Annotated in this window: 25 protein-coding genes and 1 other RNA gene; 12 read left to right on the top strand and 14 right to left on the bottom strand. The window is 52.9% G+C overall.

Going from position 1 to position 26569, the window contains the following annotated elements; translation table 11 throughout:
• The first annotated feature begins 21 nt into the window (after positions 1–21).
• From AC1RKC_RS07590 to umuC, 4 genes are all read left to right on the top strand, one after another.
• Positions 22–1842, top strand: a complete 1821-nt coding sequence (locus tag AC1RKC_RS07590; protein WP_493092426.1) for an SGNH/GDSL hydrolase family protein — start codon at positions 22–24, stop codon at positions 1840–1842.
• Between the two features lie 13 nt (positions 1843–1855).
• Positions 1856–2575 (top strand): hypothetical protein, encoded by a 720-nt coding sequence (locus AC1RKC_RS07585; protein WP_493092427.1) that lies wholly within the window; start codon positions 1856–1858, stop codon positions 2573–2575.
• Between the two features lie 422 nt (positions 2576–2997).
• Positions 2998–3420 carry a translesion error-prone DNA polymerase V autoproteolytic subunit gene (gene umuD, locus AC1RKC_RS07580; protein ID WP_060441619.1) on the top strand — a complete coding sequence of 141 codons (423 nt, stop codon included), beginning with the start codon at positions 2998–3000 and terminating at the stop codon, positions 3418–3420.
• On the top strand, positions 3420–4688 hold the full coding sequence (gene umuC / locus AC1RKC_RS07575) for a translesion error-prone DNA polymerase V subunit UmuC (RefSeq protein WP_493092428.1): 1269 nt from the start codon (positions 3420–3422) through the stop codon (positions 4686–4688). The genes umuD and umuC overlap by 1 nt, the downstream gene beginning before the upstream one ends.
• Here umuC and AC1RKC_RS07570 read toward each other — a convergent pair.
• The 4 genes from AC1RKC_RS07570 to yeaG all read right to left on the bottom strand — a co-directional run bounded on the left by AC1RKC_RS07570 (position 4685) and on the right by yeaG (position 9612).
• Complete coding sequence (locus AC1RKC_RS07570; protein ID WP_493092429.1) at positions 4685–5392, bottom strand: SOS response-associated peptidase family protein; 708 nt, start codon at positions 5390–5392, stop codon at positions 4685–4687. The two genes, umuC and AC1RKC_RS07570, sit on opposite strands and share 4 nt — an antisense overlap.
• A gap of 44 nt (positions 5393–5436) precedes the next feature.
• On the bottom strand, positions 5437–6003 hold the full coding sequence (locus tag AC1RKC_RS07565; RefSeq protein WP_493092430.1) for a hypothetical protein: 567 nt from the start codon (positions 6001–6003) through the stop codon (positions 5437–5439).
• A gap of 216 nt (positions 6004–6219) precedes the next feature.
• Positions 6220–7488: a YeaH/YhbH family protein gene (locus AC1RKC_RS07560; protein WP_020827215.1), complete on the bottom strand. Its 1269-nt coding sequence runs from the start codon at positions 7486–7488 to the stop codon at positions 6220–6222.
• 189 nt (positions 7489–7677) lie between these two features.
• On the bottom strand, positions 7678–9612 hold the full coding sequence (yeaG, locus tag AC1RKC_RS07555) for a protein kinase YeaG (RefSeq protein WP_020827214.1): 1935 nt from the start codon (positions 9610–9612) through the stop codon (positions 7678–7680).
• A 430-nt stretch (positions 9613–10042) separates the two neighbouring features.
• Between yeaG and AC1RKC_RS07550 the strand changes: the two genes are divergently transcribed.
• Positions 10043–10807: a MipA/OmpV family protein gene (locus tag AC1RKC_RS07550; protein ID WP_020827213.1), complete on the top strand. Its 765-nt coding sequence runs from the start codon at positions 10043–10045 to the stop codon at positions 10805–10807.
• A gap of 114 nt (positions 10808–10921) precedes the next feature.
• Here AC1RKC_RS07550 and AC1RKC_RS07545 read toward each other — a convergent pair whose 3' ends face one another.
• Both AC1RKC_RS07545 and gapA read right to left on the bottom strand, forming a co-directional pair.
• A complete protein-coding gene (locus tag AC1RKC_RS07545) occupies positions 10922–11797 on the bottom strand; it encodes a D-hexose-6-phosphate mutarotase (protein WP_020827212.1) in 876 nt (291 codons plus the stop codon).
• 80 nt (positions 11798–11877) lie between these two features.
• Positions 11878–12873: a glyceraldehyde-3-phosphate dehydrogenase gene (gapA, locus tag AC1RKC_RS07540; protein ID WP_012145453.1), complete on the bottom strand. Its 996-nt coding sequence runs from the start codon at positions 12871–12873 to the stop codon at positions 11878–11880.
• 348 nt (positions 12874–13221) lie between these two features.
• On the opposite strand from gapA, the gene msrB reads away from it, so the two are divergent.
• Both msrB and AC1RKC_RS07530 read left to right on the top strand, forming a co-directional pair.
• Entirely contained in the window at positions 13222–13635 is a 414-nt protein-coding gene (gene msrB, locus AC1RKC_RS07535) for a peptide-methionine (R)-S-oxide reductase MsrB (RefSeq protein ID WP_020827211.1), read from the top strand.
• Positions 13636–13700: 65 nt separating this feature from the next.
• Positions 13701–13973: a YeaC family protein gene (locus AC1RKC_RS07530; protein WP_020827210.1), complete on the top strand. Its 273-nt coding sequence runs from the start codon at positions 13701–13703 to the stop codon at positions 13971–13973.
• 38 nt (positions 13974–14011) lie between these two features.
• On the opposite strand, the gene chiD is transcribed toward AC1RKC_RS07530, so the two are convergent.
• The 4 genes from chiD to sppA all read right to left on the bottom strand — a co-directional run bounded on the left by chiD (position 14012) and on the right by sppA (position 19147).
• On the bottom strand, positions 14012–15292 hold the full coding sequence (gene chiD, locus AC1RKC_RS07525) for a chitinase ChiD (RefSeq protein ID WP_493092431.1): 1281 nt from the start codon (positions 15290–15292) through the stop codon (positions 14012–14014).
• A 231-nt stretch (positions 15293–15523) separates the two neighbouring features.
• On the bottom strand, positions 15524–16156 hold the full coding sequence (gene pncA / locus AC1RKC_RS07520) for a bifunctional nicotinamidase/pyrazinamidase (protein ID WP_128864692.1): 633 nt from the start codon (positions 16154–16156) through the stop codon (positions 15524–15526).
• A 24-nt stretch (positions 16157–16180) separates the two neighbouring features.
• The gene (gene ansA / locus AC1RKC_RS07515; RefSeq protein WP_041415430.1) at positions 16181–17197 is read right to left on the bottom strand and encodes an asparaginase; all 1017 of its coding nucleotides are present in this window, start codon (positions 17195–17197) and stop codon (positions 16181–16183) included.
• 93 nt (positions 17198–17290) lie between these two features.
• On the bottom strand, positions 17291–19147 hold the full coding sequence (gene sppA / locus AC1RKC_RS07510; RefSeq protein ID WP_020827206.1) for a signal peptide peptidase SppA: 1857 nt from the start codon (positions 19145–19147) through the stop codon (positions 17291–17293).
• 160 nt (positions 19148–19307) lie between these two features.
• Between sppA and AC1RKC_RS07505 the strand changes: the two genes are divergently transcribed.
• The 5 genes from AC1RKC_RS07505 to AC1RKC_RS07485 all read left to right on the top strand — a co-directional run bounded on the left by AC1RKC_RS07505 (position 19308) and on the right by AC1RKC_RS07485 (position 24396).
• The gene (locus AC1RKC_RS07505; protein WP_020827205.1) at positions 19308–19859 is read left to right on the top strand and encodes an NAD(P)H nitroreductase; all 552 of its coding nucleotides are present in this window, start codon (positions 19308–19310) and stop codon (positions 19857–19859) included.
• Between the two features lie 160 nt (positions 19860–20019).
• Positions 20020–21063 (top strand): selenide, water dikinase SelD, encoded by a 1044-nt coding sequence (gene selD / locus AC1RKC_RS07500; RefSeq protein ID WP_046373370.1) that lies wholly within the window; start codon positions 20020–20022, stop codon positions 21061–21063.
• On the top strand, positions 21063–22181 hold the full coding sequence (mnmH, locus tag AC1RKC_RS07495) for a tRNA 2-selenouridine(34) synthase MnmH (RefSeq protein ID WP_046373371.1): 1119 nt from the start codon (positions 21063–21065) through the stop codon (positions 22179–22181). Before selD ends, mnmH begins: the two co-directional genes overlap by 1 nt.
• Positions 22181–24106, top strand: coding sequence for a DNA topoisomerase III (locus tag AC1RKC_RS07490; RefSeq protein WP_046373372.1), 1926 nt, complete (start codon positions 22181–22183; stop codon positions 24104–24106). The genes mnmH and AC1RKC_RS07490 overlap by 1 nt, the downstream gene beginning before the upstream one ends.
• Entirely contained in the window at positions 24103–24396 is a 294-nt protein-coding gene (locus AC1RKC_RS07485; RefSeq protein ID WP_020827201.1) for a DUF1496 domain-containing protein, read from the top strand. Before AC1RKC_RS07490 ends, AC1RKC_RS07485 begins: the two co-directional genes overlap by 4 nt.
• A gap of 18 nt (positions 24397–24414) precedes the next feature.
• Here the strand turns inward: AC1RKC_RS07485 and AC1RKC_RS07480 are convergent, their stop codons facing one another.
• The 4 genes from AC1RKC_RS07480 to AC1RKC_RS07465 form a co-directional block, all read right to left on the bottom strand.
• Positions 24415–24816, bottom strand: a complete 402-nt coding sequence (locus AC1RKC_RS07480) for a pyrimidine (deoxy)nucleoside triphosphate diphosphatase (protein ID WP_020827200.1) — start codon at positions 24814–24816, stop codon at positions 24415–24417.
• Positions 24817–24861: 45 nt separating this feature from the next.
• Positions 24862–25668, bottom strand: a complete 807-nt coding sequence (gene xthA / locus AC1RKC_RS07475) for an exodeoxyribonuclease III (protein WP_020827199.1) — start codon at positions 25666–25668, stop codon at positions 24862–24864.
• 102 nt (positions 25669–25770) lie between these two features.
• Positions 25771–26343: an LOG family protein gene (locus AC1RKC_RS07470; RefSeq protein ID WP_020827198.1), complete on the bottom strand. Its 573-nt coding sequence runs from the start codon at positions 26341–26343 to the stop codon at positions 25771–25773.
• A gap of 151 nt (positions 26344–26494) precedes the next feature.
• A non-coding RNA gene (locus tag AC1RKC_RS07465) (RtT sRNA) lies at positions 26495–26569 on the bottom strand; the annotation flags it as partial.

The following is a 26569-nucleotide window of genomic DNA, read 5'->3' as shown; positions in this document are numbered from 1 at the left end:
TTTCTCATTTATGAGGCCAAGATGACCACTTACAACACCGGAAATCCATTGGGCTCTACGGACCCTCGAGACTTGTATGATAACGCCGAAAATTTTGATAAAGCGGTAAATGGTCAAGAGGAAAAGTGGACTGATAGACTAAACAATCAAAGACTTACCTTCTTAGGAATGGAAAGTAAAGTCATTGATATGGAGCCATTAAAAACCTACTACACAACTGCAGAAGACCCAGACGGGACGATCGCAGGGATAGCAGGAACGCCAAATGGAGAAATGTTCCGCGTTGCTATTCCAGAGGCCAGTGGTGCTATTGCGGCCTTTAACATTTACAAAAATAATAATGGTGTCGCAGAGTACATAACCTCACAACCTAACAGTAAGTTCGTAGAAGAGGCACTCGATACAGCTGAAACAGCAGAGGTTCGAACCCGTGGATTTCGGACGGTTAGTTATTCTGACCCTGATCAAGTATCAAACATTGTTCTCGAACACTTCTCTGTTAATGGCGTGCGTTTTATGTATCAAGACGATGAAGCAAAGTCATATTTCCCTTATGGTGCGGATGTTCGTGATGCAACGGCAAAGAGTGTTAATTTTGATGGAGGCACTCGACTGGTATCCACAGATGGAGATAAATACTTAGGGGCTGAAACTGGTTTAGATGGCAATACCATATGGGGCACAGACCCAACAACGGCACGAAAAATATATTTGAATAGGGCTCTTTTTAATAATCCAGGACAGCTACTTGGGGATTGTTCTTCATCTGGTGATTCTATTTCTGATGCGGCAATGTTTAATGGTGCATTTAAGCCGTTTGGTTGGCAAATGTGGGCATCATTGAATACAAATTGCCGTATAAGAATTGATGGTGTTTATGCCACGGCAGGAATGAGAACTGACCAAATCCTTGCCACTCATATTCCTCAAGTTGTGGCGGCACGCAATACCTTCAACATTCATATGAGTGGCCGTAACGATATTGTGCAAGGTGAAGGGATTGCAGGAAACCTTGATAAATATCTTAACGAAGTGACTATTCCATCGTTCATTAAGATATTCGAAACCCTGCTGCTTGCTGGGATAATCCCGGTCGTATGCACAATGGCAGCTCAAGGTAACAGTTCCAGTGCCACTCAGCGGGCTGGTGAACATAAACTCAATAACTGGCTTCGTGCCTATGCCAGAAAACAAAAACTCCCGTTTATTGACTTGCACAAGGCGACAGTGGATCCAGCAACGGGAGATTGGTTGCCGGGCTATAACAAAATTGATGAAGATGGTAATCCAGACCCATCACACCCATCAGAAACAGGCGCTAAAGCGATGGGCAAGGCACTTTCTGATGCGCTGGAGGCTTGGACATCCCCCGTTTACCCAACTATCGCTGAAGAACAAATTGCTGCAGGGCTGACGAATAACCTTTTGGCTAACCCGCTTTTTTACACGCTGAATGGTGCCGGAGATGCTCCTGATGGTTGGACTACCGTAACCGCTGGGACGAGTTCTATTGCGCCTGACCCAGAGGGCAAAGGGAATATTTGGACGTTAAGAAATTCTAAACGTACTAAGCAAATTACCTTAACGCCAGGCGATAAATTAGGGTTTGGTTTCTTTATCAAATCCAATACTGACGTTCAGTTTGAATTTTATATTGCACAGGGAAGTGCAAGCTCCACTAATTATCTTGCTGGAATGAGGACATGGAATAAGAAGGTGGATGACTTCAGTTATTTCTATCAAGAATTTGTTGTTCCAGCCGGAGTGACAACAGCAACCTTGGTTATAAGTTGCGGAGCGGTAGATATCAACACCAAACAAATCGGACTCTTTAAATTATAATCAGGCGGAAAAAATGAATAGCCTTCGCACAATCTACGATGTGACCTTTAACCTCGACTATACGAACATAATCGACCCGCGGATCCCCCTGATTACTGACACGCTACTTGCAGGTTATGACTGCTTGAGTAACCGGGACTTTTCAGGGCGTGGTAACCATTTCACCTGGAACGGCGGATACAACGCTCAAGGTGCAATTCTTTTAAACGATAGTAACCACATCATTCAGACGCCAGTTATTGAACGTGATGAAATGACGGTCATTGGCTGCTGGAATCTCGCAACTAACGCAAACAATGCATCCCTGGTGAATAACCTTGATACCTCTTCAGCGAACTATCGTGGTGGCCGTATCATTAAGTTGAATGGGGGAACCGGGCAGGTTGATATAGCAACGGGTAATGCAGGCAATCTGAATTCAATCGGGATGGGGGTTGCTGGCGGTTGGACGGTGAGAGCCTGGAGCTGGAACAACACAACGCTTCGAGAAATCCTGCATGCAGGAACAGTGGGCGCATCGGTCAACATGAGTGCGAGAGCTAAGAACGTGTCTCGTGGTTACAGTGTTAATGGCGTACCGGCTGGCGTATCTGGAGGCTCTATCTCTGCTGGTGCCCAGGGTACGCTTGGGTTTCTGCTGTTCTACAACGAATTTATGGACTTGTCGGTAGCTAAATCTCACATGGATACCGTTGCCACTATTGTTGGTGGCCGAGGCCCGTTTGTTCCATAAATGATAGGGCGGGGTTATCTCCGCCTTCTCCAGTCCCATTCAGCATGAGCCCAGATAGCAAGCATCACGCAACTTGAGATGAACATGACATCCGGCCAACGAGTAAATCCAGTGGTAATGGATGCGAAAGAAACTACGGCTGCGATCCGTGTCAGCGCTTTGATGGGCATTTGAGGGCCAAGGCAAGGGGATTAGTCCTACATGTTGAGGCCGCAGCTAAAACGCTTCAAATTGGTTTTGTAGATCAATTACTGAGTATCGATCGTCCAAAACGATCGCAAAGCTAACTATCACGCAAAAACATTTACAGGAACTATCTTTCTTTACCGATCAATATCCTACCATTCCAAGAGTTTTCCGAACTTTCCCCCGCTAAAAATTTGCGCTTATACTGTATAAAAACACAGTAACAAGGCAGCATTATGACTTTCTTTTATCCAACACCAAACCCAACCAAACTAGAGATCCCGCTGTTTTCCGATAAAGTACCAGCGGGCTTTCCCAGTCCTGCAGCTGATTACGTTAGTTCACGTATCGACTTGAACGAGTACTGCATCAGCCACCCTAACGCGACCTATTTCCTCTATGCGACCGGCGACTCGATGCTGGAGGCGGGCATCACGGAGGGCTCTATGCTCGTTGTCGATCGCAGTATCAACCCAGCCCATGGTGATATCGTCATTGCCAGCATCGCCGGTGAGTTCACTGTGAAACGCCTTTGCTTACATCCGCGCGCGCAGCTTGAGCCTATGAACCCGAAGTATGAGCCGATCTCACTCCATGACGGCGGCGACGACCTGGAGGTGATGGGCGTCGTAGTGTCTTCGATAACGAGGCTTAAGTAATGTATGCGCTCGCCGATGTTAATAGCTTTTACGCCAGCTGCGAAACATTGTGGCGTCCAGACCTGCGCGGCCGGCCCGTTGTCGTTCTATCGAATAATGATGGGTGCGTGGTGGCCAGGAGTAAAGAGGCGAAGGCTCTGGGCCTGAAAATGGGGGAACCCTACTTCAAAATTAAGCGCGAATTTGAGAGCGTCGGGGGGATAGCGTTCAGCAGCAATTATGAACTCTATGCTGATATGTCACAGCGAGTAATGGCCGTTTTAGAAGAGATGGCGCCGCGTGTTGAGATTTACTCAATTGATGAGAGTTTTATGGATCTGACAGGCGTCCGTAACTGTATCGACCTTGAAACCTTCGGTCGCCAGGTGAGGGCTAAAGTGTTGCGCGATACCGGGCTAACTGTCGGTGTTGGCATTGCCCAAACCAAGACACTGGCGAAGCTGGCCAACTTTGCGGCGAAGAAGTGGGACAAGACTGGCGGGGTTGTGGATTTGTCCAATGAAGGGCGCCAGCGCAAACTTATGGACTTACTGCCGGTGAATGAAGTCTGGGGTATCGGCCGGCGGATATCGAAAAAGCTTAACATGATGGGGATCGAAACCGCGCTTCAGTTAGCCGACGCTAGCACTACGATGATCCGCAAGCACTTCAGCGTTGTGATAGAGCGGACTGTGCGAGAGCTACGCGGTCAACCTTGCCTTGAACTTGAAGAGTTCGCGCCGACGAAGCAGCAGATCATTTGCAGCCGAAGCTTTGGTGATCGCATTACCGAATATAACCAGATGCATCAGGCGATCTGCATGTACGCGACGCGCGCGGCAGAGAAGCTGCGTGAAGAGCGACAATATTGCCGGCATGTCAGTGCCTGGCTTAAAACCAGTCCGTTCGCCATCAATGAGGAATACTACGGCAACACAGCCAGTATAAAATTGAGTACGCCGACGCAGGATACCCGGGACATAATTGCCGCGGCTATGCGCTGCCTTGATGCGATTTGGCAACCCGGTCATCGGTATCAGAAAGGCGGGGTAATGCTGCAAGATTTCTTCAGCCAGGGCGTTGCCCAGCTTGGGCTGTTCGATGAATATCAGCCGCGGCATAATAGTGAGCAGTTGATGGGTGTACTTGACCGCATCAATAACTCGGGTAGGGCAAAGCTATGGTTCGCAGGACAAGGAGCAGACCAGGCGTGGTCAATGAAGCGTGAGCTGCTTTCACCGGCATATACCACTCGGCTCAGTGATCTTCCCCGTGCGCGAGTATATTAAACCAACGGGCTTGAGATTGGTTTTATGAGTTCGGCATTATCGTTACGGATGTTGCCGACTGATTTACCTACTGGGTACCATGAAAAATCATCGGGAGGCGTGGCCGCTTCCTTTGCCAGTTCTTCAGCGCGCTCTGAGCTCGTGCTCGGGTCCATCCATTCGCGTGCTGCCGCCGGCGGTAAAACGACGGGACGCCGATCATGAATATCGAGTAGGCCAGATTCACTGGAGCTGGTCACAATGACAAAACCGTCATCATCAGGAGGATCTTTTTCATCGGGGTGATGGCGGCTTATTGCAGCGAAAAATATCGGCGATTTCGATTCATGATAGATGAAGTAAGGCTGCTTTACTTTGGCGTCGTGTTTGTCTTTCTTCCACTCATACCAGCCATCAGCCATTACCAGTGCACGGCCGTGATCCCATAATGGCTTAAACATTCTGCTGGTGGCTGCCGTTTCAACGCGGGCATTGATAACCGGCTGGCGTTTCATTTCACGCCACCAATCCGGGCCGTAACCCCACTCAATAGGATCAAGGTGCAATTTATCGTCGCGTTGATTAAGTAAAAGCACGCGGGTACCTGGCGCTACGTTATAGCGACGGATCGGAACATTATCTAACGCACCGGCGAATTCGAGGTCAGAAGCGAGCACATCGAGATAGTCGGCGCGGGTCTGTACTTGAGCAAAACGGCCACACATAGATAATTATCTCAAAATAATGTTAATGTATATTACTGTTTTAACTAATCATCTACTTTGAAATCATCTAAATAAGAAGAAAGTTTAAGTGCGGAATTTACATAGTTTTCAATGGCAGAAAAAGAGTAATCAAAGCGATACGAATGTACTGCTTCATTGCGCATGGTACGTAATTCTTTGAATATATTTAATTTTTCGTTATCGAGAATTTTGTTCTCTTGTAGTTCGCGCATCAGATATGCAGGGCTTGGTGATGGTCGCAAACCATGAGTAACCCTAAGGACAGCCCCATATGCAGAATTTTCCAACTGAATCCATGACTCAAGTATTGCTTGTCGAGGCCCAGTGGATAACAAGTGTTCTTTCTTCTCCTTGCTTGCATCAATCTCTGGTGGTAGGGAAATTTCAACACTATCAGCCACCTCTTGAGCCTTCCTTTCAAACTCAAGCTCATATTCTTTAAATTTTAGACGCTTCAAAGATAGAAGTAGATCCTTTATGTCATTCTTCCCGTAGTAGGCAATAAGAATAATGGCGCCAGGCCAAACGACAGAACCTACAATACTGGAAATAAAATCAAGCACTTTAGTTAAAAAGGTTAAGAAATCCATAGTGTCTCAATGACTAGTGATCTTGGGTTTATAACCCTATGTTATAGGTAACTGCTGAGTAATGTCATGTGGCCTGACATTAAAAGTTAAGCGAATCATTCCCCAAAACTACAGGCAATCTATTGTTAAGCAAGCAATTTCAAATCACTCAACGAATACAAAAAAACAGCCGGAAAACCAAGTTAACCGGCTGATTTAAAATGAATTTATGTGTAATTATACGGTCTGCTTGTGGAAAAGTTCGCGGAATACCGGGTAAATATCGTCCGGTTCCCGGATATGCTGCATGGCAAAGTTTTCGAATTTTGCCTGCAGGTCCTCGTATTCGCGCCACAGCGTCTGGTGGGCGCGGCGGGTGATTTCAATGTAGCTGTAGTAGCGAACCATCGGCAGCAGCTTTTTCGCCAGCAGTTCGTGGCACAACGGTGAGTCATCGGCCCAGTTGTCGCCATCCGACGCCTGCGCGGCGTAGATGTTCCATTGCGCCGGATCGTAACGTTCCTCAACCACTTCATTCATCAGTTTCAGCGCGCTAGATACAATGGTGCCGCCAGTCTCCTGCGAGTAGAAGAACTCCTGCTCATCCACTTCCTTCGCTTGGGTATGGTGGCGTATATACACCACCTCGACGTTTTTATAGGTACGGCTCAGGAACAAATAGAGCAGAATATAGAAACGCTTGGCCATGTCCTTGGTGGCCTGATCCATGGAGCCGGACACGTCCATCAGGCAGAACATTACCGCCTGGCTGGAAGGCTCCGGTCGGCGCTCATAGTTCTTATAGCGTAAATCAAAGGTGTCGATAAATGGCACGCTTTCGATTTTCTTTCTCAGTTCGGCAATTTCCTTGCGCAGCCGTTCCTCTTCCAGCAGTTGCACCGGCTCGGTGTTTTCCATCTGGGTGAGTTCGTCTTCCAACTCATGCAAAGCGCGACGTTTTCCTGCGGTCATGGCAGTACGGCGCGCCAGCGAGTTTTGCAACGAACGCACCACGCTGATATTGGCCGGTACGCCGTTGGCGGTGTAACCGGCCCGATGGGTTTTGTACTCGGTGAGCTGCTTATACTGATTCTTTTTCAGGTTCGGCAGCGCCAGATCTTCAAACAGCAGGTCGAGATACTCGTCCTTGGATATCTGGAAAACAAACTCGTCTTCGCCTTCACCATCCTGGCTGGCATTGCCCTGACCGCCGCCGCCACCGCCGCCACCCTGAGGGCGTTCGACGCGGTCATTTTGCACAAAGTGGTCATTGCCCGGATGAACGCGGTGGCGTGTGCCACCGCGACCCTGATGAAACATAGGTTCGTTGATATCGCCAGCGGGGATCGAGACGGACTCCCCACTGTCTACGTCGGTGACCGAACGCTTGTTGATGGCTTCGGCAATCGACTGTTTGATTTGCGACTTGTAGCGGCGCAAGAAGCGTTGGCGGTTAACCATGCTCTTGTTTTTGCCGTTAAGCCGTCGGTCAATGAAATAGGCCATACTTCCCCCAAACGACGTTGCCAACTTTCTATACTCGTTATACTTGCCGTTGCCTCTGTGTTGGTTGCGGTCACTTACCCGAATCACTTACCAGAGTAAGCTCATCGGGATAAGCGCTCTTACCGCCTTGATGCAACGCCAATTATTTTGGGTATACGCCATCTCCATGACGCTAATTCTCATTAGACGTTACGAAGACTTTCTGACCCGCAGATACCATTCACACAGCAGACGAACCTGTTTGCGGGTGTAGCCTTTCTCCATCATACGGTCGACGAAGTCGTCGTGTTTTTTCTGCTCATCCGTTGAGGTTTTTGCGTTAAAGGAAATCACCGGCAGTAACTCTTCGGTGTTCGAGAACATTTTCTTCTCGATCACGGTACGCAGCTTCTCATAGCTGGTCCAGTTAGGGTTACGGCCACTATTGTTAGCACGGGCGCGCAGCACGAAGTTGACTATTTCGTTGCGGAAATCTTTCGGGTTGCTGATGCCGGCCGGTTTCTCGATTTTCTCCAGTTCAGCGTTCAGGGACTCGCGATCGAACAGCTGGCCGGTGTCCGGATCACGGTACTCTTGATCCTGGATCCAGAAGTCTGCATAGGTCACGTAGCGGTCAAAAATGTTCTGACCGTATTCCGAGTAAGATTCCAGATAAGCCGTCTGGATCTCTTTGCCGATAAATTCGGCATATTTCGGGATCAGATAGCCTTTCAGGTGCTCCAGGTATTTCTCTGCCAGATCTTGCGGGAATTGCTCACGTTCGATCTGCTGTTCCAACACATAGAACAGGTGAACCGGGTTAGCGGCGACCTCTGCGTGATCAAAGTTGAACACCCGCGACAGAATTTTAAACGCGAAGCGGGTGGACAGGCCGTTCATGCCTTCATCGACCCCGGCGTAGTCGCGGTATTCCTGGTACGACTTGGCTTTCGGATCGGTATCCTTCAGGCTTTCGCCGTCATAGACGCGCATCTTCGAGTAGATGCTGGAGTTTTCCGGCTCTTTCATGCGTGAGAGTACGGTAAAGCGCGCTAAGGTTTCCAGCGTGCCAGGGGCGCACGGCGCATGGGTCAGTTCGCTGTGATCCAGAAGTTTGTCGTAGATTTTGATCTCTTCCGAGACTCGCAGGCAGTAAGGCACCTTGACGATGTAAACGCGGTCGAGGAAGGCCTCGTTGTTTTTGTTGTTACGGAAGGTCACCCATTCGGATTCGTTGGAGTGCGCCAGAATAATGCCGCTGAACGGCAGGGCAGAGATCCCTTCGGTACCGTTGTAGTTACCTTCCTGGGTGGCGGTCAGCAGAGGATGCAGCACCTTTATCGGCGCTTTGAACATCTCCACGAACTCCATAATCCCCTGGTTGGCACGGCACAGGGCGCCGGAATAACCATAGGCATCCGGATCGTTTTGCGCGTGGTTTTCCAGCTTGCGAATGTCGACCTTGCCGACCAGCGCGGAGATATCCTGGTTGTTCTCGTCACCCGGTTCCGTTTTTGCGATGGCGATCTGTTCCAGGATGGAAGGACGCACCTTGACCACTTTGAATTTTGTGATGTCGCCGCCAAATTCATGCAGGCGTTTTGCCGCCCAAGGGGACATGATGGTGCCGAGGTAACGATTTGGGATGTTATATTCTTTTTCCAGAATAGTGGCATCTTCCTGCGGATTGAACAGGCACAGCGGGTGGTCGTTTACCGGGCTGCGTTCGCCGTTGGCGCTCAGGGTATAAATGGGCACGCGTTGCATCAGCGCTTTCAGGCGTTCTGCCAGCGATGATTTACCGCCGCCGACGGGGCCCAACAGATAAAGAATTTGTTTCTTCTCTTCGAGGCCCTGGGCGGCATGTTTCAGGTAAGAGACTATCTGTTCGATAGCTTCTTCCATACCGTAGAACTCTTCGAATGCCGGATAGCGTGCGATCACGCGGTTGGAGAACAGGCGAGACATACGCGACTCAAGCGCGGTATCCACCATAACTGGTTCACCGATAGCCATGAGTAGACGTTCTGCCGCATTGGCATATGCACTGCGATCTTGCCGGCAGATGGTAAGAAATTCCTGCAGTGTGAACTCTTCGTCCTTGGCAGCTTCGTAGCGCTGGCGATAGTGGTCAAATATGTTCATGGCGATGCCCGTCCTTTCGTTATTAGCACAGGTTAAAGGGAGCTGATGATTGTGTTTTGGCCCCCGAAAGAAGAAGTTATCCTTGAGTACAGCAACCCGTATGCCAACTTGGTGCGCTTATTATCGCGAGTTGCGCTGTATTGCCACTGGGCTCAGGATTCATTCACCTTCTGATTTAAGCTTAGTTTGCATACCAGAAAATTTCCTGCGTGGTAAAAAGCTTTTTTTAAGTCATATCAATGACTCAGTTATGACAGGGATAGCCAAATGCCTTGTCTGGCGCGGCCTGCGGCAAAAAACGTCACTGTTCCGCCATGATTAATTCATATTTCTATTCTAAGTTATTCGATCTTGGTTGTTTTCTATTGTAAAGATTAGGCGCGTAACGACAATTTCACATAAACTAAGCCAGCTATTAACTCTGTTATTTATGGAAAAAGAACCAGTGAAGATTTTTCAACTCAAAACGCTAGCAATTATCGCTTCCGCAATGGTTTGTGCGCAAAGTGCTCAGGCTGGGACCTGGTCACTCGGTGCTTCCGCGCTGGTTAGCCCGGATCCGTATCGTGGCTATCAGGACCGCGTGTATCCGGTACCTGTCATCAACTATGAAGGGGATGACTTCTACTTCCGTACCCTGACCGCCGGTTATTACCTGTGGAAAGATCAGGAAAACCAACTGAGTCTGATGGGTTACTACTCGCCGTTGGGCTACCGTCCGGGCGACAGTGACGACGATCGCATGAAGAAGTTGGACAAGCGTCGCGGCACGTTGATGGCCGGTCTGGCTTATACGCATAATGCTGATTGGGGCATCCTGCGTACCACCTTTACCGGTGATACCCTGGATTACAGCAACGGCATGATTGGTGACTTCGCCTATCTGTACAAGTTTGAGCTGGACGCCTTCACCTTGGTACCGGGTGTGGGTGTGACGTGGAGCAGCAAAAACCAGAACAAATACTACTACGGCGTTAGCGATAACGAATCTCGCCGCAGCGGTCTGGACAGCTACACGCCAAGCGACAGCTGGGCACCTTACGTTGAGCTGAGCGCCAACTACAAGATCAACAAAGACTGGAATGCCTTCTTTATGGGGCGTTACATCAAACTGTCTGATGAAGTGAAAGACAGCCCGATGGTGGATAAATCTTACACCGGGGTGTTAATGACGGGTGTGAGCTACAGCTTCTAAAACGCGAATGCACAAAAAAAGTGCAATGTAAGCATCATAAAGGGGCGCTGGCGCCCCTTTTGCACGTCTGTAGTGCAATGATGCAGGGCAGGCGTTTTCACCGCCCTGCTGCGATCACGCGTTCTTGCGGGTGCGGAAGGTCACTGCCAGCCGTGCCGGTTGTTCCCCTGCGGCGATCAGCGGTTTGCTGACGCGGCCGGTTTCCACGCAAACCATGGTTTTATACCCGTCGTTAGGCATGTCCGCCATGCTGCAAGAAAGCTCTACGCCAGGGTTCCAGGCAATCACATCGCTCATGTGATGGTGATGAACCTCAATGGTGCGTTGGAGCGCCGCATCTTTAATCAGGCTAAAGGCCTCCGGCTGGGTATAAACCCGATCGGTCTGGCCGACGAAGGTCACGTCACCCGTCTGTTTGGCTTCGGCGCCCCCAGCGACTTTATCGATATAAGGCACGCCGAGGCCGGCTACCTTAACCTGTTCAATGTCCCCGATCTGGAAGTAGCTATGCAGCGCCGCAGTGGCCTGATAATCACCGTGAGACTCCAGCTCTATCTCACACTCTTCGCCTAGCTTGAAGCGGGCAATCAGCGTAAAGGCGTGTGGCCACAGGCTACGGGTTTGCTCATTATCTTTCAGCGTGAAGGTCAGAATGACGCCGTTATCATCTTCATCATGCGCCGTCAGACTCCAGGGCTGATTGCGGGCGAAACCGTGCGAGGGTTTTGCCACCGGACCAAACCAGGGCCAGCAAATGGGGACGCCGCCGCGGATAGCATTGCCTTTTTTAAATGGCGTGTTGTTGCTCAGCCAAATGACCGGCTTTTCACCGCTGGGTTGCCAGGCCAATAGATGCGCGCCTTGCAGCGTGATAGCCGCACGCACTTTCGGGTGGGAAACCACCACCACGGGCAGTTCGTCGAGTTGCCGTTGGCTGATATAAGGAGAAATTTGCTGAGTAACGGGTAGGGTGAAAATTTTTTCGTTCATCGGTTGGCCTTTTGTTCGCCGTAGAAACAAAAAAAGGGCGACAAAAATGTCGCCCTCATCATCAGCTTGGCATCAATCCATTATTTGGAGATGTGAGCGATCAGATCCAGAACCTTGTTGGAGTAACCAGTTTCGTTATCGTACCAAGAAACCAGTTTCACGAAGGTGTCGCTCAGAGCGATACCGGCTTTGGCATCGAATACGGAAGTCAGAGTTTCGCCGTTGAAATCGGTAGAAACCACTTCGTCTTCGGTGTAGCCCAGCACGCCTTTCAGCTCGCCTTCAGATGCAGCTTTGATAGCAGCACAGATTTCTTTGTAAGAAGCAGGTTTAGCCAGACGAGCAGTCAGGTCAACCACAGAAACGTTCGGGGTAGGAACGCGGAACGCCATACCGGTCAGTTTGCCGTTCAGTTCTGGGATAACTTTACCTACTGCTTTAGCAGCACCGGTAGAAGAAGGGATGATGTTCTGAGATGCGCCGCGGCCGCCGCGCCAGTCTTTGTGAGACGGGCCATCAACGGTTTTCTGAGTTGCGGTAGTTGCATGCACGGTGGTCATCAGCGCTTCAACGATGCCGAACTTGTCGTTGATAACTTTAGCCAGTGGTGCCAGGCAGTTGGTGGTACAAGAAGCGTTAGAAACGATTTCCTGACCAGCGTAAGATTTGTGGTTCACACCCATAACGAACATTGGGGTGTCGTCTTTGGATGGGCCAGTCAGAACAACTTTCTTAGCGCCTGCAGCGATGTGTTTACGTGCAGTTTCGTCAGTCAGGAACAGGCCAGTTGCTTCTGCAACGACGTCAACGTTGACTTCGTTCCACTTCAGGTTAGCCGGATCTCTTTCTGAGGTACAACGGATGGTTTTGCCGTTAACAACCAGGTGGCCGTCTTTAACTTCTACAGTGCCGTTGAAGCGGCCGTGAGTAGAGTCATATTTCAGCATGTAAGCCATGTACTCTGCGTCTAACAGGTCGTTGATTGCAACGATTTCGATGTCAGAACGTTCTTGAGCAGCACGAAAAACAATGCGACCGATACGGCCAAAACCGTTGATACCTACTTTGATAGTCATATATTCCACCAGCTATTTGTTAGTGAATAAAAGGTTGCCTGTAAAATTACAAAAACCTTACCAAGCGTCAAGCGGAATCGTGTCAATACTTGCTGCAAATCAAACCTCGCAGCCTGGTTTGAGCGCTTATTGCACGTTCCGTTTGCGTTCGGCCTCATCCGTAATATGGGGTCAAACCGCCAAGTATAAAGTCAGTCCATATAAGATATGTGATCGGTATCACATATTGCCGCGACGTGACCTTTATGGGCTACAGTTTAGGCCAAAAAGCGCTGCAGTGTTGTTAATTTTTTGTTATTATTACTCATTGTTTTCGTTGACATTATCCACATTCAGAGAAACGCACAAATGGCTAAAGAGACAACCCCTGACCATCCGGCCACGGAACTGAATGAAATCCAACGTTATGTGACTCAGGAACGTGGTACCGAGGCGCCGTATTCCGGCAAATTGCTGCACAACAAACGCGAGGGCGTGTACCATTGCCTGTGCTGCAACCACCCGCTGTTCTACTCAGACAGCAAGTACGACTCCGGCTGCGGTTGGCCGAGCTTCTATCAGCCGGTATCTGACGATGCGATTCGTTATCTTGATGATAATTCACATAATATGCATCGCGTTGAGATCCGCTGTGGTCACTGTGACGCGCATTTGGGCCACGTATTCCCCGACGGCCCGCAGCCGACCGGCGAGCGTTTTTGCGTTAACTCGGCGTCGCTCAGTTTTACCGACGGTGAGAACGGTGAGAAAACGGCTGGCTAGAGCTAGTACGTTGTTAGAAAAATCGATTCAGCTAATTATTCTTGCATGAGTAAGGAAAGGCCCTGATGGATGTGAAAGACCTGATTGCCGCCATGACGCCGGAAATCTATCAACGGCTGGTATTAGCCGTTGAGCTGGGCAAGTGGCCGGATGGCGTAGCCCTGACTCCGGAACAGAAAGAAAACAGCCTGCAGGCGGTCATGCTGTGGCAGTCGTTGCACAACGCCGATCCGCAACACATGAGTATCGGCACCGACGGCCAGATTGTGATGAAGAGCAAGCAAGAGCTGAAACAGCAGTTTATCGCTGAACCCTTGGCTAAGCTGAAACCGCAGTAAATCGAATAACGGGGCGATAGTGACATCGCCCCGTGGGTTTAGCCTTTCCCGCCGTTGATCCCCAGCGATTCCGCCAGTTGATGCGCGAGCCGGTTATTGTCGTCTGCGCCATATTCCCAGAACATCGCGCCCCCTAATCCCTTGCTTTTGATGTAATCAGCCTTCAGCTCAACCGAGCGCGGGTTCTCGTACGAAATGGCGAATAAAGGTTTGCCCTCGGCGGATTTCATCGTCAGATAGGGAACCTGGGCATCGCTGTCCCAATGGGCGCTGAAGCGCCGCTGTGGATCGTTTAACAGCTTGCTGACGATATCGTTATATTTGAAGTAGCTGTCCTTGGTCAGATCCAACCCCAGTGATTTGAAGACGGCGGTTTCACGCGCGGTGAAATAGGGTTGGGTGACAGGGTTTTTCTCTGCGTCAGCTTTGTCCCAGTCGATGCCGGGCTCAGTGGCGCGTTTGGGTACCCGACCATAAAAACCGATGCCCAGATTTAACTGCGCCGGTTTAAGTCCAGCGGCCAGATAGTTATCCACGACAAAATTGGCGCTGTAGCGATCGGCCGCCGCGACGGTAGGCCACTGTTTGGAATCATACAGATTGGAGTTGAAATACTGAGTGCCGTACGCCATGTCGTAGGTCATCAGGTTGATGTAATCGAGGTAGGGCGCAATACCTTTGACGTCCACCCACTCCTGCGGACTTTTGACGTTGGCACCCACGGCGATGGTCAGCAATTTATTTTTATTCAGGGCGCTATGCAGTTCTTTCAGCAGCACGGTGAAGTTGGCCCGGTCCGCCGGTTGGCTTTCGACCAGCCCCCAGGCGCCGTTAACCGGGTACTCCCAGTCGAGATCGATGCCGTCCAGTTGGTACTGCTGGATGACGTCCAGCACCGAACGGATAAATACAGTCCGGCTCTCTGGCGTTGCCGCCGCACCAGAAAAACCGCGAGCACCCCAACCGCCGACGGACAGCAGCACTTTCAACTCCGGATTCTGTTTACGCAATACCGGCAGCAGCTTCAGATCGGCCATCACTTTAGGTGGCAGATAAATCTGGTGCAGGCGAGCCGGGTCTTTCAGCGCAGGATTGGATTCGTCTTTCTCATCGTTGTAGATCAGGCCGAAGGAGTAATTGAGGTGGGTAATTTGCGTGACGTCCAGCTTGTTGATGTCACCGCCTGGACCGGCGGTAACGTCACCCCCGCCGTTGAAATAACCGACGGAGAGGTAAGAGGTGGCATGCGCCATGCCGGCACCAGCCATACCAAACTGCACCGCCACCAGCAAAGGCAGCAGTTTACGGGTGAAAACCATGTTATCTCCTTTGGTCGGCAAGGCCGACCCGAAACCGCCTCAGGCGGTAACATAAAGCCGGGCTCAATGGGCCCCGGATGCGTATAACTGATTGATGCCAAGGCATCAGCGGTCATAACAGCAAATGTGCTGCACGCGAACAAGATGTCATCACAGGAGAATGGTCGGAATGTGAGCGATGTCGAGATTTGTCGGTGGGGGAATGGGCGGGTGCCATCAGCACCCGACGCATTATCGTTCGATGAATTGTGACAGGGTAACGAGTTTTGCACCAGCCTGCTGCATGGCCTGAAGGGCTTCCTGACTGTCACCAGCTTGCAAATTAACGCCGCGACAGCCGTCGGTAATTATCGAGGTCTGGTACCCCAGCGCGAGAGCATCCAGGACGCTGAATTTGACGCAGTAGTCGGTTGCCAGCCCCATCACGGCCAAATGGCTCACGTCATGAGCTTTCAACCAGCGGTCCAACTCGGTGCGTGAGCGATGCCCGTTGTCGAAGAAGGCGCTGTAGCTGTCGATATCCGTATTTTGACCTTTACGGAATACGGCGACGATATCCCGTTGGTTTAATTGCGGATGAAGCTCGGCACCTGGGCTTTCCTGTACGCAGTGCACCGGCCACCACACCTGCGGCAACCCCTCCAGTTCACCCAGCGTACCCACCTGTGCGTTGGCGTTTACCGCAAAGCTACGGTGATTGGCAGGATGCCAGTCCTGGCTGGCGACCACAGGCTCGCCCCGCGCGTTGCAGGCCTCTATTGCCCGATTGGCTACGGCGATCACGGCATCGCCGTCTGTCACCGCCAGTGCGCCGCCGGGGCAAAAATCGTTTTGCAAATCGATTAGCAGCAGGGCTGTTTTCATCGCGACTCCGTCTTGGGGTTAGGGTTAACCACTGATGCTTAGTTCACCGCGCAAGTCTTGCTGCATCTGGCTGCGGATTTGCTCCGGCGTCAGCGGTTGGCTCAGCAAATAATGCAGCTTGGTCAAGGCGGCTTCCACCGTCATGTCGAAACCGCTGATGACCCCGGCATGGGCCAGCGCGTTACCGGTGGCGTAGCCTTCCATATTCACCCGACCGGAGATGCACTGGGTCAGGTTCACGACCACAATGCCGCGTTCGGAAGCGTCGCGCAATTCATCAACCAGCTCCGCTTTTTGCGGTGCGTTGCCCACGCCGTAAGAGCGCAGGATCAAGGCTTTCACCGGTTGCAGCAAAAAGTTGCGGACTACCGCGCCGGAGATCCCTGGGTAAATCGTCACCACACCGATCGGCTGCGGGGTAATGTCATGCACTTTCAGCTCACCGTTGCAGACCGGGCTGTCGATACCGTTCTGGCGACGGATATGGATCCCCGCTTCCAGCAGCGGCGGCAGGTTAGGCGAGGCAAAGGCGTCGAATCCGTCAGCGTGCGCCTTGGTGGTGCGGTTGCCGCGGAACAGTTTGTTGTTGAAGAACAGACTGACTTCATTCACCGGATGGTTGGCGGCCAGGTACAGCGCGTTCAGCAGGTTGGTTTGACCGTCGGAACGCAGTTCAGCCAGAGGGATTTGCGAACCGGTGACGATCACCGGCTTGGCCAGGTTTTCCAGCATGAACGACAGGGCCGAAGCGGTGAAGGCCATGGTGTCGGTACCGTGCAGGATCACGAAGCCATCATAGAGGTGGTAATTCTTTTTGATGTCGTCGGCGATATGCTGCCAGTCTTCCGGCGTCATATCGGAGGAATCGATCAGCGGCGCATATTCATGAATGGTGAAGTCCGGCATCTCCGGCCGGTGAAACTCAGGCATCAAGGCCAGTTGGCGTTGCAGGTGACCGGACACCGGGATGTAGCCGTGATCGGAGCGTTGCATGCCGATGGTACCGCCGGTATAAGCGACGTAAATCGATTTCTTTTGCATGGTCATTGTTTTAACAGAAATATGATGGGCTGAATTATAGGGGGATAAGCGCAGAAAAAAAGCCCGGCGGGTGCCGGGCTGAGGATTAATTTGTTAGCGGACTTCTCCGCAGGTCAAACAGATGGCATAGCGGTTTTGCGGATCGTTCAGGTTGTTGAACAAACCCGGCTGTTCTTTTACCGCCATGGCTACCGACGCCAGCGGCGCAGGCAGCATTGACTGAATGGCTGCCGGCAGCATGGCGTGAATAGACACGCCAAACTGGCTGAGTACCATGTCGGTCAGGCTTGGCGTATCGACAAACCAGTTAAGCTGCCATTGTTTCAACTGCGCCAGTTCGGCCGCTTTTTTCACCGCGTCGTCAAAATCGCCCAACTGATCGACCAGACCGTTGGTTTTGGCATCGCTGCCCAACCACACGTGCCCCTGAGCAATTTGGTCAACCTGCTGCGGCGTCATTTTGCGGGCCTTGGCGACCAGATCGATAAAGTTTTGATAACCTTTCTCGATGTTCAACTGCATCATCTGCGAGAACTCTGGTGGCAGCGCCTTGGTCACCGCCAGATCCGCCAGCGGCGAGGTGGCCACACCGTCGGTATGCACGCCAATGCTGTCCAGCGTCTGCTCATAGGTGTTGATCACCCCGAAGATGCCGATAGAGCCGGTGAGGGTGCTCGGGCTGGCGATGATGTAGTCCGCCGGCGTAGAGACCCAATAACCGCCCGATGCCGCCATACCACCCATGGAAACCACCACTGGTTTTCCGGCGGCGCGTACTGCGGCCAGTTCGGAGCGGATCACTTCAGAAGCGCTGACGCTGCCCCCTGGGCTGTTAACCCGGAAGATAACCGCTTTGATCGCCGGATCCAGTCGCGCCTGACGCAGTTCCGCGGCGGTGGTGTCACCCCCAACGGTGCCTGGCGTCTGCGGGCCGTCCATGATCGCGCCGTTGGCGAAGATCACGGCAATTTTGCCTCCCTGATCTGGCGCCGCTTTTGGCTGATAGTCATAGATGCTGGTGGCGTTGAAATCGTTCGCCTGCTTGTCCCAACCGAAAGTCTTGATCAGTTGGTTCTCAATGACGGTGCGGGAAGCCAGTTCATCCACCAGTTTATTGTCCAGCGCGTACTTGGCGGTATCGCCACCGGCGGCCTGCAAACCGGTCAACACGCCCGCCGCACCCGGGAACAGTTGCTGCGCGGTGATCTGACGGTTGGCGGCTACCGTATCCAGGTAGTTCTGCCACAGCCCGCCAATCCAGCGGCTGTCGGCCTCACGGGCGGCCGGTGACATATCGTCACGGATCAGCGGTTCTACCGCAGATTTATAGGTGCCCACGCGGAAGATATTGGTGGTGACCTTGAGTTTCTCCAACAGGGATTTGTAGTAAAGATTGTTGGTGGCGAAACCGTGCAGATCGACGGCGCCCTGTGGCGACAGATAAACTTTGTTGGCGTAGCTGGCCAGATAGTATTGCGTCTGGTTATAGCTGTCGCCAATGGCGAAAATCGGTTTCCCGCTGTCGCGGAATTCCCGCAGCGCCTTGCCGATGTATTGCAGCGAAGGCTGATCGGCGCCGGCAAAATCATTTAACTGCAATACCATGCCGGTAATGTTTTTGTCGTCCTTGGCTTTGCGGATGCTGTCAACCACGTCAAACAGGGAGTTTTCCTGCAGACGGTTACTGGACGCGCCCAGCAGTTCACGGCCCCATTGGCGCACTTTGTTGTTCATCGAGGGTTGGTCAACGACCACACCGCTCAAGTCCACCAGTAACGCACCGCGAGTAGGCACGGCAGGGGTGGTTGCGCTCTGGAATGAAAGATAGATGCCAACCCCAACCAGGATCAGCAACACCAGGAACAGATTAAGGATCAGTTCCCTGATAAAGTTCAGCAGACGCCATGTCCACCTGAAAACGCCGGCAATGATTTGCCACAATGTGCGCATGTGTTCTCCAGCAAGAGTCGAGAATGTTCCGCTATCCTAATGAGCGGCCGAGGAAATGTCAGCTTTAAATCGTGTGTCACAGAGGGTATTACCGACGCTGTCACTCGCCGTTTAGCTATGTTAACGTGATCGTAATGAAAATTGTTATCAGGAGTTTACGATGGATGCACTGGATCTTTTACTGAACCGCCGTTCGGCCTCACGCCTCGCCGAGCCTGCGCCCACCAATGAGGCTCGTCAAAATATCATCAACGCGGGCCTGCGGGCGCCTGACCACGGCGCATTGCAGCCATGGCGTTTCGTGATGATTGAAAACCAGGGCCTGGAGCGCTTCAGCCAATTGTTACAAGCTGCTGCAAAGCAGGACGAAATGGACGAAGCGGCTATTGAGAAGGCGACAAAAGCGCCGTTCCGCGCACCGCTGATCATCACCGTAGTGGCGCATTGCACCGAAGAAACCAAGGTGCCGCGCTGGGAGCAGGTAGTTTCTGCCGGTTGTGCGGTGCAGGCGATGCAGATGGCCGCGCTGGCGCAAGGCTTCAACGGCATCTGGCGTACCGGGGCCTGGACCGAACATCCTCTGGTTCGCGAAGCCTTTGGCTGCCGTGAGCAGGACGAAATTGTTGGCTTCCTGTATTTGGGGACTCCTCAGTTGAAAGCCGCAACCAAAGTTGTCGCACCGGACAGCACGCCGTTCGTCAGCTACTTCTAATAAACTCCGGCGCAGGGCTGCCGCAAAAATGCGTTAAATCCCGCCATTCTGTGTTGTTTCTGAGCAGGCTGTTCGGTTATCGACAGCCCGCTCTTACCATTCCCCTCGGCAAGCGCTACCCTATGATATCTTGAATGCCGTTAACCGAAGGGAGTGGTATATGACATCGCCAGCGATCCGTTTAACCCAGTACAGCCATGGCGCAGGCTGCGGTTGTAAAATCTCACCGAAAGTTCTCGAAACTATTCTGCACAGCGAGCGGGAGAAGTTTGTCGATCCGCGTTTGCTGGTGGGCAATGAAACCCGTGACGATGCTGCGGTGTATGACATCGGCAACGGCGTTGGCATTATCAGCACTACCGATTTCTTTATGCCTATCGTTGACAACCCGTTCGACTTCGGCCGCATCGCGGCAACCAATGCCATCAGCGACGTTTATGCCATGGGCGGTAAACCGATCATGGCGATTGCCATTCTGGGTTGGCCGATAGCCAAGCTGCCGCCGGAAGTCGCGCAACAGGTGATCGACGGTGGGCGCTATGCCTGCCAACAGGCGGGGATCGCGTTGGCAGGCGGCCATTCTATCGATGCGCCTGAGCCTATTTTTGGCCTGGCGGTTACCGGCATCGTCAGCACCGAGCGGGTGAAGAAAAACAGCGCGGCCCAGGCCGGAGCGCGGTTATTCCTGACCAAACCTCTGGGCATTGGCGTGCTGACCACCGCCGAGAAGAAAAGTAAGCTGCGGCCTGAACATGAAGGTCTGGCGACCGAGGTCATGTGCCAACTGAACAAACCGGGCGCGGATTTTGCCGATGTCGAAGGCGTAACGGCGATGACTGACGTGACCGGTTTCGGTCTGCTGGGCCACCTGAGTGAGGTTTGCCAGGGGTCAGGATTACAGGCGACGGTCTGGTTTGAGCAAGTGCCAAAACTGCCGGACATCGAGCGCTATATTGACGAAGGCTGCGTGCCGGGCGGCACCGGGCGTAACTTTGAAAGTTACGGCCATCTGGTGGGTGAAATGACCAGCCTGCAGCGGCAATTGTTATGCGATCCGCAAACCTCCGGTGGCTTGCTGCTGGCTGTGTTGCCGGAAGCGGAACAGCAGGTTCAGGCGATTGCCGAACGTCACGGCATTCAGCTACAGGCCATCGGTGAACTGCATACGGCCGTTGCGGGTAAGCCGCTGATCGAGGTTATGTAGTGTCTACTACGCTGGAGCGGGTAGATACCCAGGATTATCGCCGTATTTTTTTGCAGGACATCCCGCTGATTGACGTGCGCGCGCCGGTTGAGTTTCAGCAGGGCGCTTTTGCCAATGCGGTAAACCTGCCGTTGATGAACGACGATGAACGGCAGGCTGTTGGCACCTGTTACAAACAGCAGGGTCAGCAGGCGGCGATTGCCCTGGGCCACAGCCTGGTTAACGGCCGATTGCGCGAGCAGCGCACGGCGGCGTGGCTGGCGCAATGCGCGCAATGGCCAGAAGGTTACCTATACTGTTTTCGCGGCGGTTTGCGTTCGCAACTGGTACAGCAATGGCTACGTGAGGCTGGAGTGACCTATCCGCGCATTATTGGCGGCTACAAGGCGCTGCGTCAGTTCTTGCTGACCACGTTGGAACAAAGTGCTGAACTGCCGATGGTGCTGATCGGCGGCAATACCGGCAGCGGCAAAACGGTGTTGGTCAATGAGCTGGCCGAAGGTATCGATCTGGAGGGCGCGGCGCGGCATCGCGGTTCATCTTTTGGCCGAACGCTGGTGGCACAAAGCGGCCAGATTGATTTTGAGAATCGTCTGGCTGTGTTATTGCTGAAAAAACAGCATGGTGGCTGCCGCCGCTGGGTGTTGGAGGATGAAGGGCGCATTATCGGCAGCAACAATCTGCCGTTACCCATCTTCAACCGCATGCAGCAAGCGCCGGTGGCCGTTATCGACGATCCGTTCGAGGTGCGTCTGGCACGGCTGCAGCATGAATATATCGATCGCATGCGCCTGGAGTTTGAACAGGCTCTGGGGGCGGAGCCGGGTTGGCAAAAATACGATGAGTATCTGCACCATGGGCTGTTCGCCATTCGCCGTCGTTTGGGTCTGGAGCGTTTTCAGCAGCTGACGAAGAGCCTGGAATCGGCGTTACAGCGCCACTATGTCAGCGGTAATAGTGACGCGCATCAGGAGTGGCTGGTGCCGTTGTTGCAGCACTACTATGATCCGATGTATCACTATCAATTGGAAAAGAAATCCCAGCGGATCGTATTCCGCGGGAATTATGCTGAAGTAAGAGAATTCCTGATGACGTACAGCCAGAATAACGGTGAATAATGCGACTGTTTATTGCCGAGAAACCGAGTTTGGCGCGCGCCATTGCCGACGTACTTCCCAAACCGCATCGCCGCGGCGACGGATTTATCGCCTGCGGTAACAATGATGTGGTGACCTGGTGTGTGGGCCACTTATTAGAGCAGGCGCAGCCTGATGCCTACGACAGTCGCTATGCGCGCTGGTCGCTGGCGGACTTGCCAATCATCCCAGAGAAGTGGCAGTTGCAGCCGCGCCCGTCGGTGAGCAAGCAGCTTAATGCGATCAAAAAACTGCTGCATGAAGCCGATGAGGTGGTGCACGCAGGTGACCCGGATCGCGAAGGCCAACTGCTGGTGGACGAAGTGCTCGACTATCTGGCGCTGACGCCGGAAAAACGCCACAGCGTACGCCGTTGCCTGATCAACGATCTCAACCCGCAGGCGGTGGAACGTGCCATAGAGCGGCTGCGTGATAACCGCGATTTTATCCCTTTGTGCGTATCTGCCCTGGCGCGTTCCCGCGCTGATTGGTTGTATGGCATCAACATGACCCGTGCCTACACCATTTTGGGGCGCAATGCCGGTTATGACGGCGTGTTGTCCGTTGGACGGGTGCAAACGCCAGTATTGGGGCTGGTGGTACGGCGGGACGAAGATATCGAAAACTTCGTGTCGAAAGACTTTTTCGAAGTGAAAGCGCATATCGTGACGCCGAAAGAGGAGCGATTCGTCGCCCTGTGGCAACCCAGCGACTCCTGCGAACCCTATCAGGATGAGGAAGGGCGTCTGCTGCATCGGCCTTTGGCGGAGCACGTGCTTAAGCGCATCGAGGGCCAACCGGCGCTGGTCACTTCCTATAATGATAAACGGGAATCAGATACCGCTCCGCTGCCGTTTTCATTGTCGACCTTGCAAATCGAAGCTTCCAAACGTTTTAACCTGAGTGCCCAGCAGGTGCTGGATGTCTGTCAGCGCCTGTACGAAACCCATAAGTTAATCACTTACCCGCGTTCTGATTGCCGCTACCTTCCGGAAGAGCATTTCGCCGGGCGTCATTCAGTGTTGAACGCCATCAGTGTTCATCAACCGGATCTTTATCCGCAGCCGGTGATCGACAGCGATCGTCGTAACCGTTGCTGGGATGACAAGAAGGTGGATGCCCACCACGCTATTATTCCGACTGCCCGTGCCAGCAAAGTCAGCCTGAGTCAGGACGAACTGAACGTGTATGGGCTGGTTGCCCGACAGTACCTGATGCAGTTTTGCCCGGATGCGATGTTCCGCAAATGCGTCATTGAGCTGGATATCGCCGGAGGCAAGTTTATCGCCAAGGCACGCTTCCTGGCTGAAGCAGGGTGGCGCACACTCTTGGGCAGCAAAGAGCGCGATGAAGAAAACGAAGGCGCACCGTTACCGGTTGTGGCGAAGGGTGACGAACTGCTGTGCGAACGCGGTGAAGTGGTTGAGCGTCAGACGCAGCCGCCGCGTCCGTTCACCGATGCCAGTCTGCTTTCCGCCATGACCGGTATTGCACGTTTTGTTCAGGATAAAGCGCTAAAGAAAATCCTGCGAGCGACCGATGGTTTAGGGACCGAAGCCACGCGCGCAGGCATTATTGAGTTGCTGTTCAAGCGGGCGTTTTTGTATAAGAAAGGGCGTTATATTCATTCCAGCGAAACCGGTCGGGCGTTGATCCATTCGCTGCCGGATATTGCAGCCCGTCCGGATATGACGGCGAACTGGGAGGCTACGCTGACGCAAATCAGTGAGAAATCCTGTCGCTATCAGGACTTTATGCAACCTCTTGTGGGGACTTTGCAGGAGCTGATTTATCAGGCCAAGCAGAGCCGGGCGAGTATGGCGTTTCGCGGGTTGCCGCCGCCACCTTCCTCCGGGGCAAAAAAACGCAAGAAAAGCGCCGGCAAGGCGCGGGAGAAGAGCGAATGAATTACGCCTTACTGATGCTGACCACTGGCGCACTGCTATTTTCGTCGGCAGTCATGGCCAACCGTGGCGATGTGGACGTGGTGGTGCCAGTGTCACCGGAAATTTGGGGTGCGGCGAAAAGCGCGGCGGCTCAACCTGTCGTGCAACCTTGCAGCCGCTGCTGTATTTATCAGGACCAAAACTATTCTGAAGGGGCGGTACTGAAGGTGGAAGGGGAAGTGCTGCAGTGCGTGCGCGATCCCAACGTGGTGGGAACCAATCCGCTGATCTGGATCCGTCTGAAGAAGTGACGCGGTAACGTCAGCGACTCAGGCTTTTGAGGTTAAACTGGCAATATACGCCGTCAGCAGCGGTACGTCGGCCGGAGCCAGCGGATAGTCAAACGCCTGCTCCGGCGTGATCCAAACAAAGTCGGCATGGCAGCGGCTCTGTAATTCGCCACTGAATGCCTCGACACGCCACGCATGTAACCTAATCACCCGCTCAGTTTGCTGCCACGTATTACTGGCGACGTAATTGCCGACGCTGGCCACAATCCCCAACTCTTCGTCCAGTTCACGCGCCAAAGCTTGAGGCTGACTTTCGCCCGCTTCAACTTTTCCGCCGGGGAACTCCCACAGGCCGGCTTGATCGCTGTCAGCATCGCGTTGCGCCAGTAAAATTTTGCCATTCTTTTCGATAATGGCGGCGACGACATCGATAATTTTCATCTTTACCACAGAGAGAAACCCCGGCCGGGGCCGGGGTTGGGTTAATTACAGCGAGAACTCCGCCCAAACCGGCGCGTGATCCGAAGGTTTTTCCATCCCGCGGATATCATAATCGATGCCGGTGGCGATACAACGCGCCGCCAGTGGCGTGCTGGCTAACAGCAGATCAATGCGCAGGCCGCGGTTTTCATCAAAGCCGCGCGAACGGTAATCGAACCATGAGAACTGATCGTTGCGTTCTGGGTTGGCGTGGCGATAGGTATCCACCAGGCCCCAATTCAGCAGACGATCCATCCATTCACGTTCTTCCGGCAGGAAAGAGCATTTACCGGTGCGCAACCAGCGCTTGCGGTTCTCTTCACCGATGCCGATATCGTAATCGCTTGGGCTGATATTGACGTCGCCCATCACCAGTACCGGTGAGTCTACCGACATCTGTTGCTCCAGGTAGTTTTGCAGATCCTGATAGAAGCGCGTTTTGGCAGGGAATTTGATCGGGTGGTCACGGCTTTCACCCTGCGGGAAGTAGCCGTTGATCACCGTCAAAGTGCCCTGCGGCGTAGCCAGGTCGGCCATGATGATGCGGCGTTGTGCGTCTTCCTCATCGGTAGGGAAACCGCGACGCACGGCCAGCGGCTTTTCTTTGGTCAGCAGCGCTACGCCGTAATGGCCTTTTTGCCCGTGATAGAACACGTGATAGCCGTACTGGCTGACGTCTTCCAATGGAAACATATCATCGTGAACTTTGGTTTCTTGCAGACCGATCACGTCGGGTTGGTGCTGCTCGATAATTGCGGCCAGTTGGTGCGGACGCGCGCGCAGTCCATTGATATTAAAAGAGACAAACTTCATGAGCGGTGCCGTTTATGCGAGAAAAATGTGTTGAGATAGTAGCAGAGTTTGGCCGGAAATGTAACGCGGGCCAGCGGCAATGGCCGCCGCTGGCAAGCCGGATTATTTCGCCCAGCGGTCGTAATTTTTGGGCTGATAGTCGTCGAATTGTTGTAGCAAGGTTTGTGCGGATTCGCTGATGTGCATGGTGCCGAGGTAGTCATGGCGCATAAAGCCCTGATCGGCCACGTGCTGCAGGAAATTGTTTAGCGGGCGGTAGAAACCGTTCACGTCGAGCAGGCCCACCGGTTTGCTGTGATAGCCAATCTGGCCCCAGGTCCAGATTTCAAACAGTTCCTCCAGCGTTCCTATGCCGCCGGGCAGGGCGATAAAACCATCTGCCAGCGCCGCCATACGCGCCTTGCGGGTATGCATGTCAGGGACCACTTCCAGCTCGGTCAGGCCACGATGCGCGGTTTCTGCTTCGACCAATCGCTCAGGAATGATGCCAACGGCTTCGCCACCGGCGGCTAACACGGCATCCGCGACAATGCCCATTAGCCCTTTTTTACCGCCACCGTAGATTAAACGTCGACCCTGGGCCGCGAGAGTTTGGCCCAGTTGCCGTGCATTTTCGGCATATGCAGGGTTAACACCTTCGCTTGCTCCGCAAAAAACGCAGATATTGTTACGCATGCACTTTTTTCCTTACTGCATTAAAGAAGCCAGTGGTATAGCGAATTGTTGGCCGGAGTTCAAGTTGAGGATGTGCTGAAGGGTTAAGGGAATTGATAAATGAGATATCGGAGTGCCAAGGATTGATTTGATTCAGGGGAGCATACAAGGATGGTGGTGGGGGAAGGATTATTCGTCGCTGGGCGACTCACCCTGCGGGCCGCGCTAAAGCGCGTTGTCTCACTGC

This window comes from Serratia sp. GW822-FHT06E05 (genome assembly GCF_058799445.1).
This window is presented reverse-complemented; position numbering and strand designations above follow the sequence as displayed.

Bases quoted from the DNA above. Each gene is read 5' to 3' on its own strand.
- yeaG (WP_020827214.1), bottom strand. From the start codon at position 9,612: ATGAACATATTTGACCACTATCGCCAGCGCTACGAAGCTGCCAAGGAC.
- AC1RKC_RS07485 (WP_020827201.1), top strand. From the start codon at position 24,103: ATGAATTACGCCTTACTGATGCTGACCACTGGCGCACTGCTATTTTCG.
- AC1RKC_RS07560 (WP_020827215.1), bottom strand. From the start codon at position 7,488: ATGGCCTATTTCATTGACCGACGGCTTAACGGCAAAAACAAGAGCATG.
- AC1RKC_RS07490 (WP_046373372.1), top strand. From the start codon at position 22,181: ATGCGACTGTTTATTGCCGAGAAACCGAGTTTGGCGCGCGCCATTGCC.
- selD (WP_046373370.1), top strand. From the start codon at position 20,020: ATGACATCGCCAGCGATCCGTTTAACCCAGTACAGCCATGGCGCAGGC.
- AC1RKC_RS07530 (WP_020827210.1), top strand. From the start codon at position 13,701: ATGGATGTGAAAGACCTGATTGCCGCCATGACGCCGGAAATCTATCAA.
- AC1RKC_RS07570 (WP_493092429.1), bottom strand. From the start codon at position 5,392: ATGTGTGGCCGTTTTGCTCAAGTACAGACCCGCGCCGACTATCTCGAT.
- AC1RKC_RS07545 (WP_020827212.1), bottom strand. From the start codon at position 11,797: ATGAACGAAAAAATTTTCACCCTACCCGTTACTCAGCAAATTTCTCCT.
- umuC (WP_493092428.1), top strand. From the start codon at position 3,420: ATGTATGCGCTCGCCGATGTTAATAGCTTTTACGCCAGCTGCGAAACA.
- pncA (WP_128864692.1), bottom strand. From the start codon at position 16,156: ATGAAAACAGCCCTGCTGCTAATCGATTTGCAAAACGATTTTTGCCCC.
- AC1RKC_RS07470 (WP_020827198.1), bottom strand. From the start codon at position 26,343: ATGCGTAACAATATCTGCGTTTTTTGCGGAGCAAGCGAAGGTGTTAAC.
- AC1RKC_RS07480 (WP_020827200.1), bottom strand. From the start codon at position 24,816: ATGAAAATTATCGATGTCGTCGCCGCCATTATCGAAAAGAATGGCAAA.
- chiD (WP_493092431.1), bottom strand. From the start codon at position 15,292: ATGGTTTTCACCCGTAAACTGCTGCCTTTGCTGGTGGCGGTGCAGTTT.
- AC1RKC_RS07550 (WP_020827213.1), top strand. From the start codon at position 10,043: ATGGAAAAAGAACCAGTGAAGATTTTTCAACTCAAAACGCTAGCAATT.
- xthA (WP_020827199.1), bottom strand. From the start codon at position 25,668: ATGAAGTTTGTCTCTTTTAATATCAATGGACTGCGCGCGCGTCCGCAC.
- AC1RKC_RS07585 (WP_493092427.1), top strand. From the start codon at position 1,856: ATGAATAGCCTTCGCACAATCTACGATGTGACCTTTAACCTCGACTAT.
- ansA (WP_041415430.1), bottom strand. From the start codon at position 17,197: ATGCAAAAGAAATCGATTTACGTCGCTTATACCGGCGGTACCATCGGC.
- sppA (WP_020827206.1), bottom strand. From the start codon at position 19,147: ATGCGCACATTGTGGCAAATCATTGCCGGCGTTTTCAGGTGGACATGG.
- msrB (WP_020827211.1), top strand. From the start codon at position 13,222: ATGGCTAAAGAGACAACCCCTGACCATCCGGCCACGGAACTGAATGAA.
- AC1RKC_RS07565 (WP_493092430.1), bottom strand. From the start codon at position 6,003: ATGGATTTCTTAACCTTTTTAACTAAAGTGCTTGATTTTATTTCCAGT.
- AC1RKC_RS07505 (WP_020827205.1), top strand. From the start codon at position 19,308: ATGGATGCACTGGATCTTTTACTGAACCGCCGTTCGGCCTCACGCCTC.
- gapA (WP_012145453.1), bottom strand. From the start codon at position 12,873: ATGACTATCAAAGTAGGTATCAACGGTTTTGGCCGTATCGGTCGCATT.
- umuD (WP_060441619.1), top strand. From the start codon at position 2,998: ATGACTTTCTTTTATCCAACACCAAACCCAACCAAACTAGAGATCCCG.
- AC1RKC_RS07590 (WP_493092426.1), top strand. From the start codon at position 22: ATGACCACTTACAACACCGGAAATCCATTGGGCTCTACGGACCCTCGA.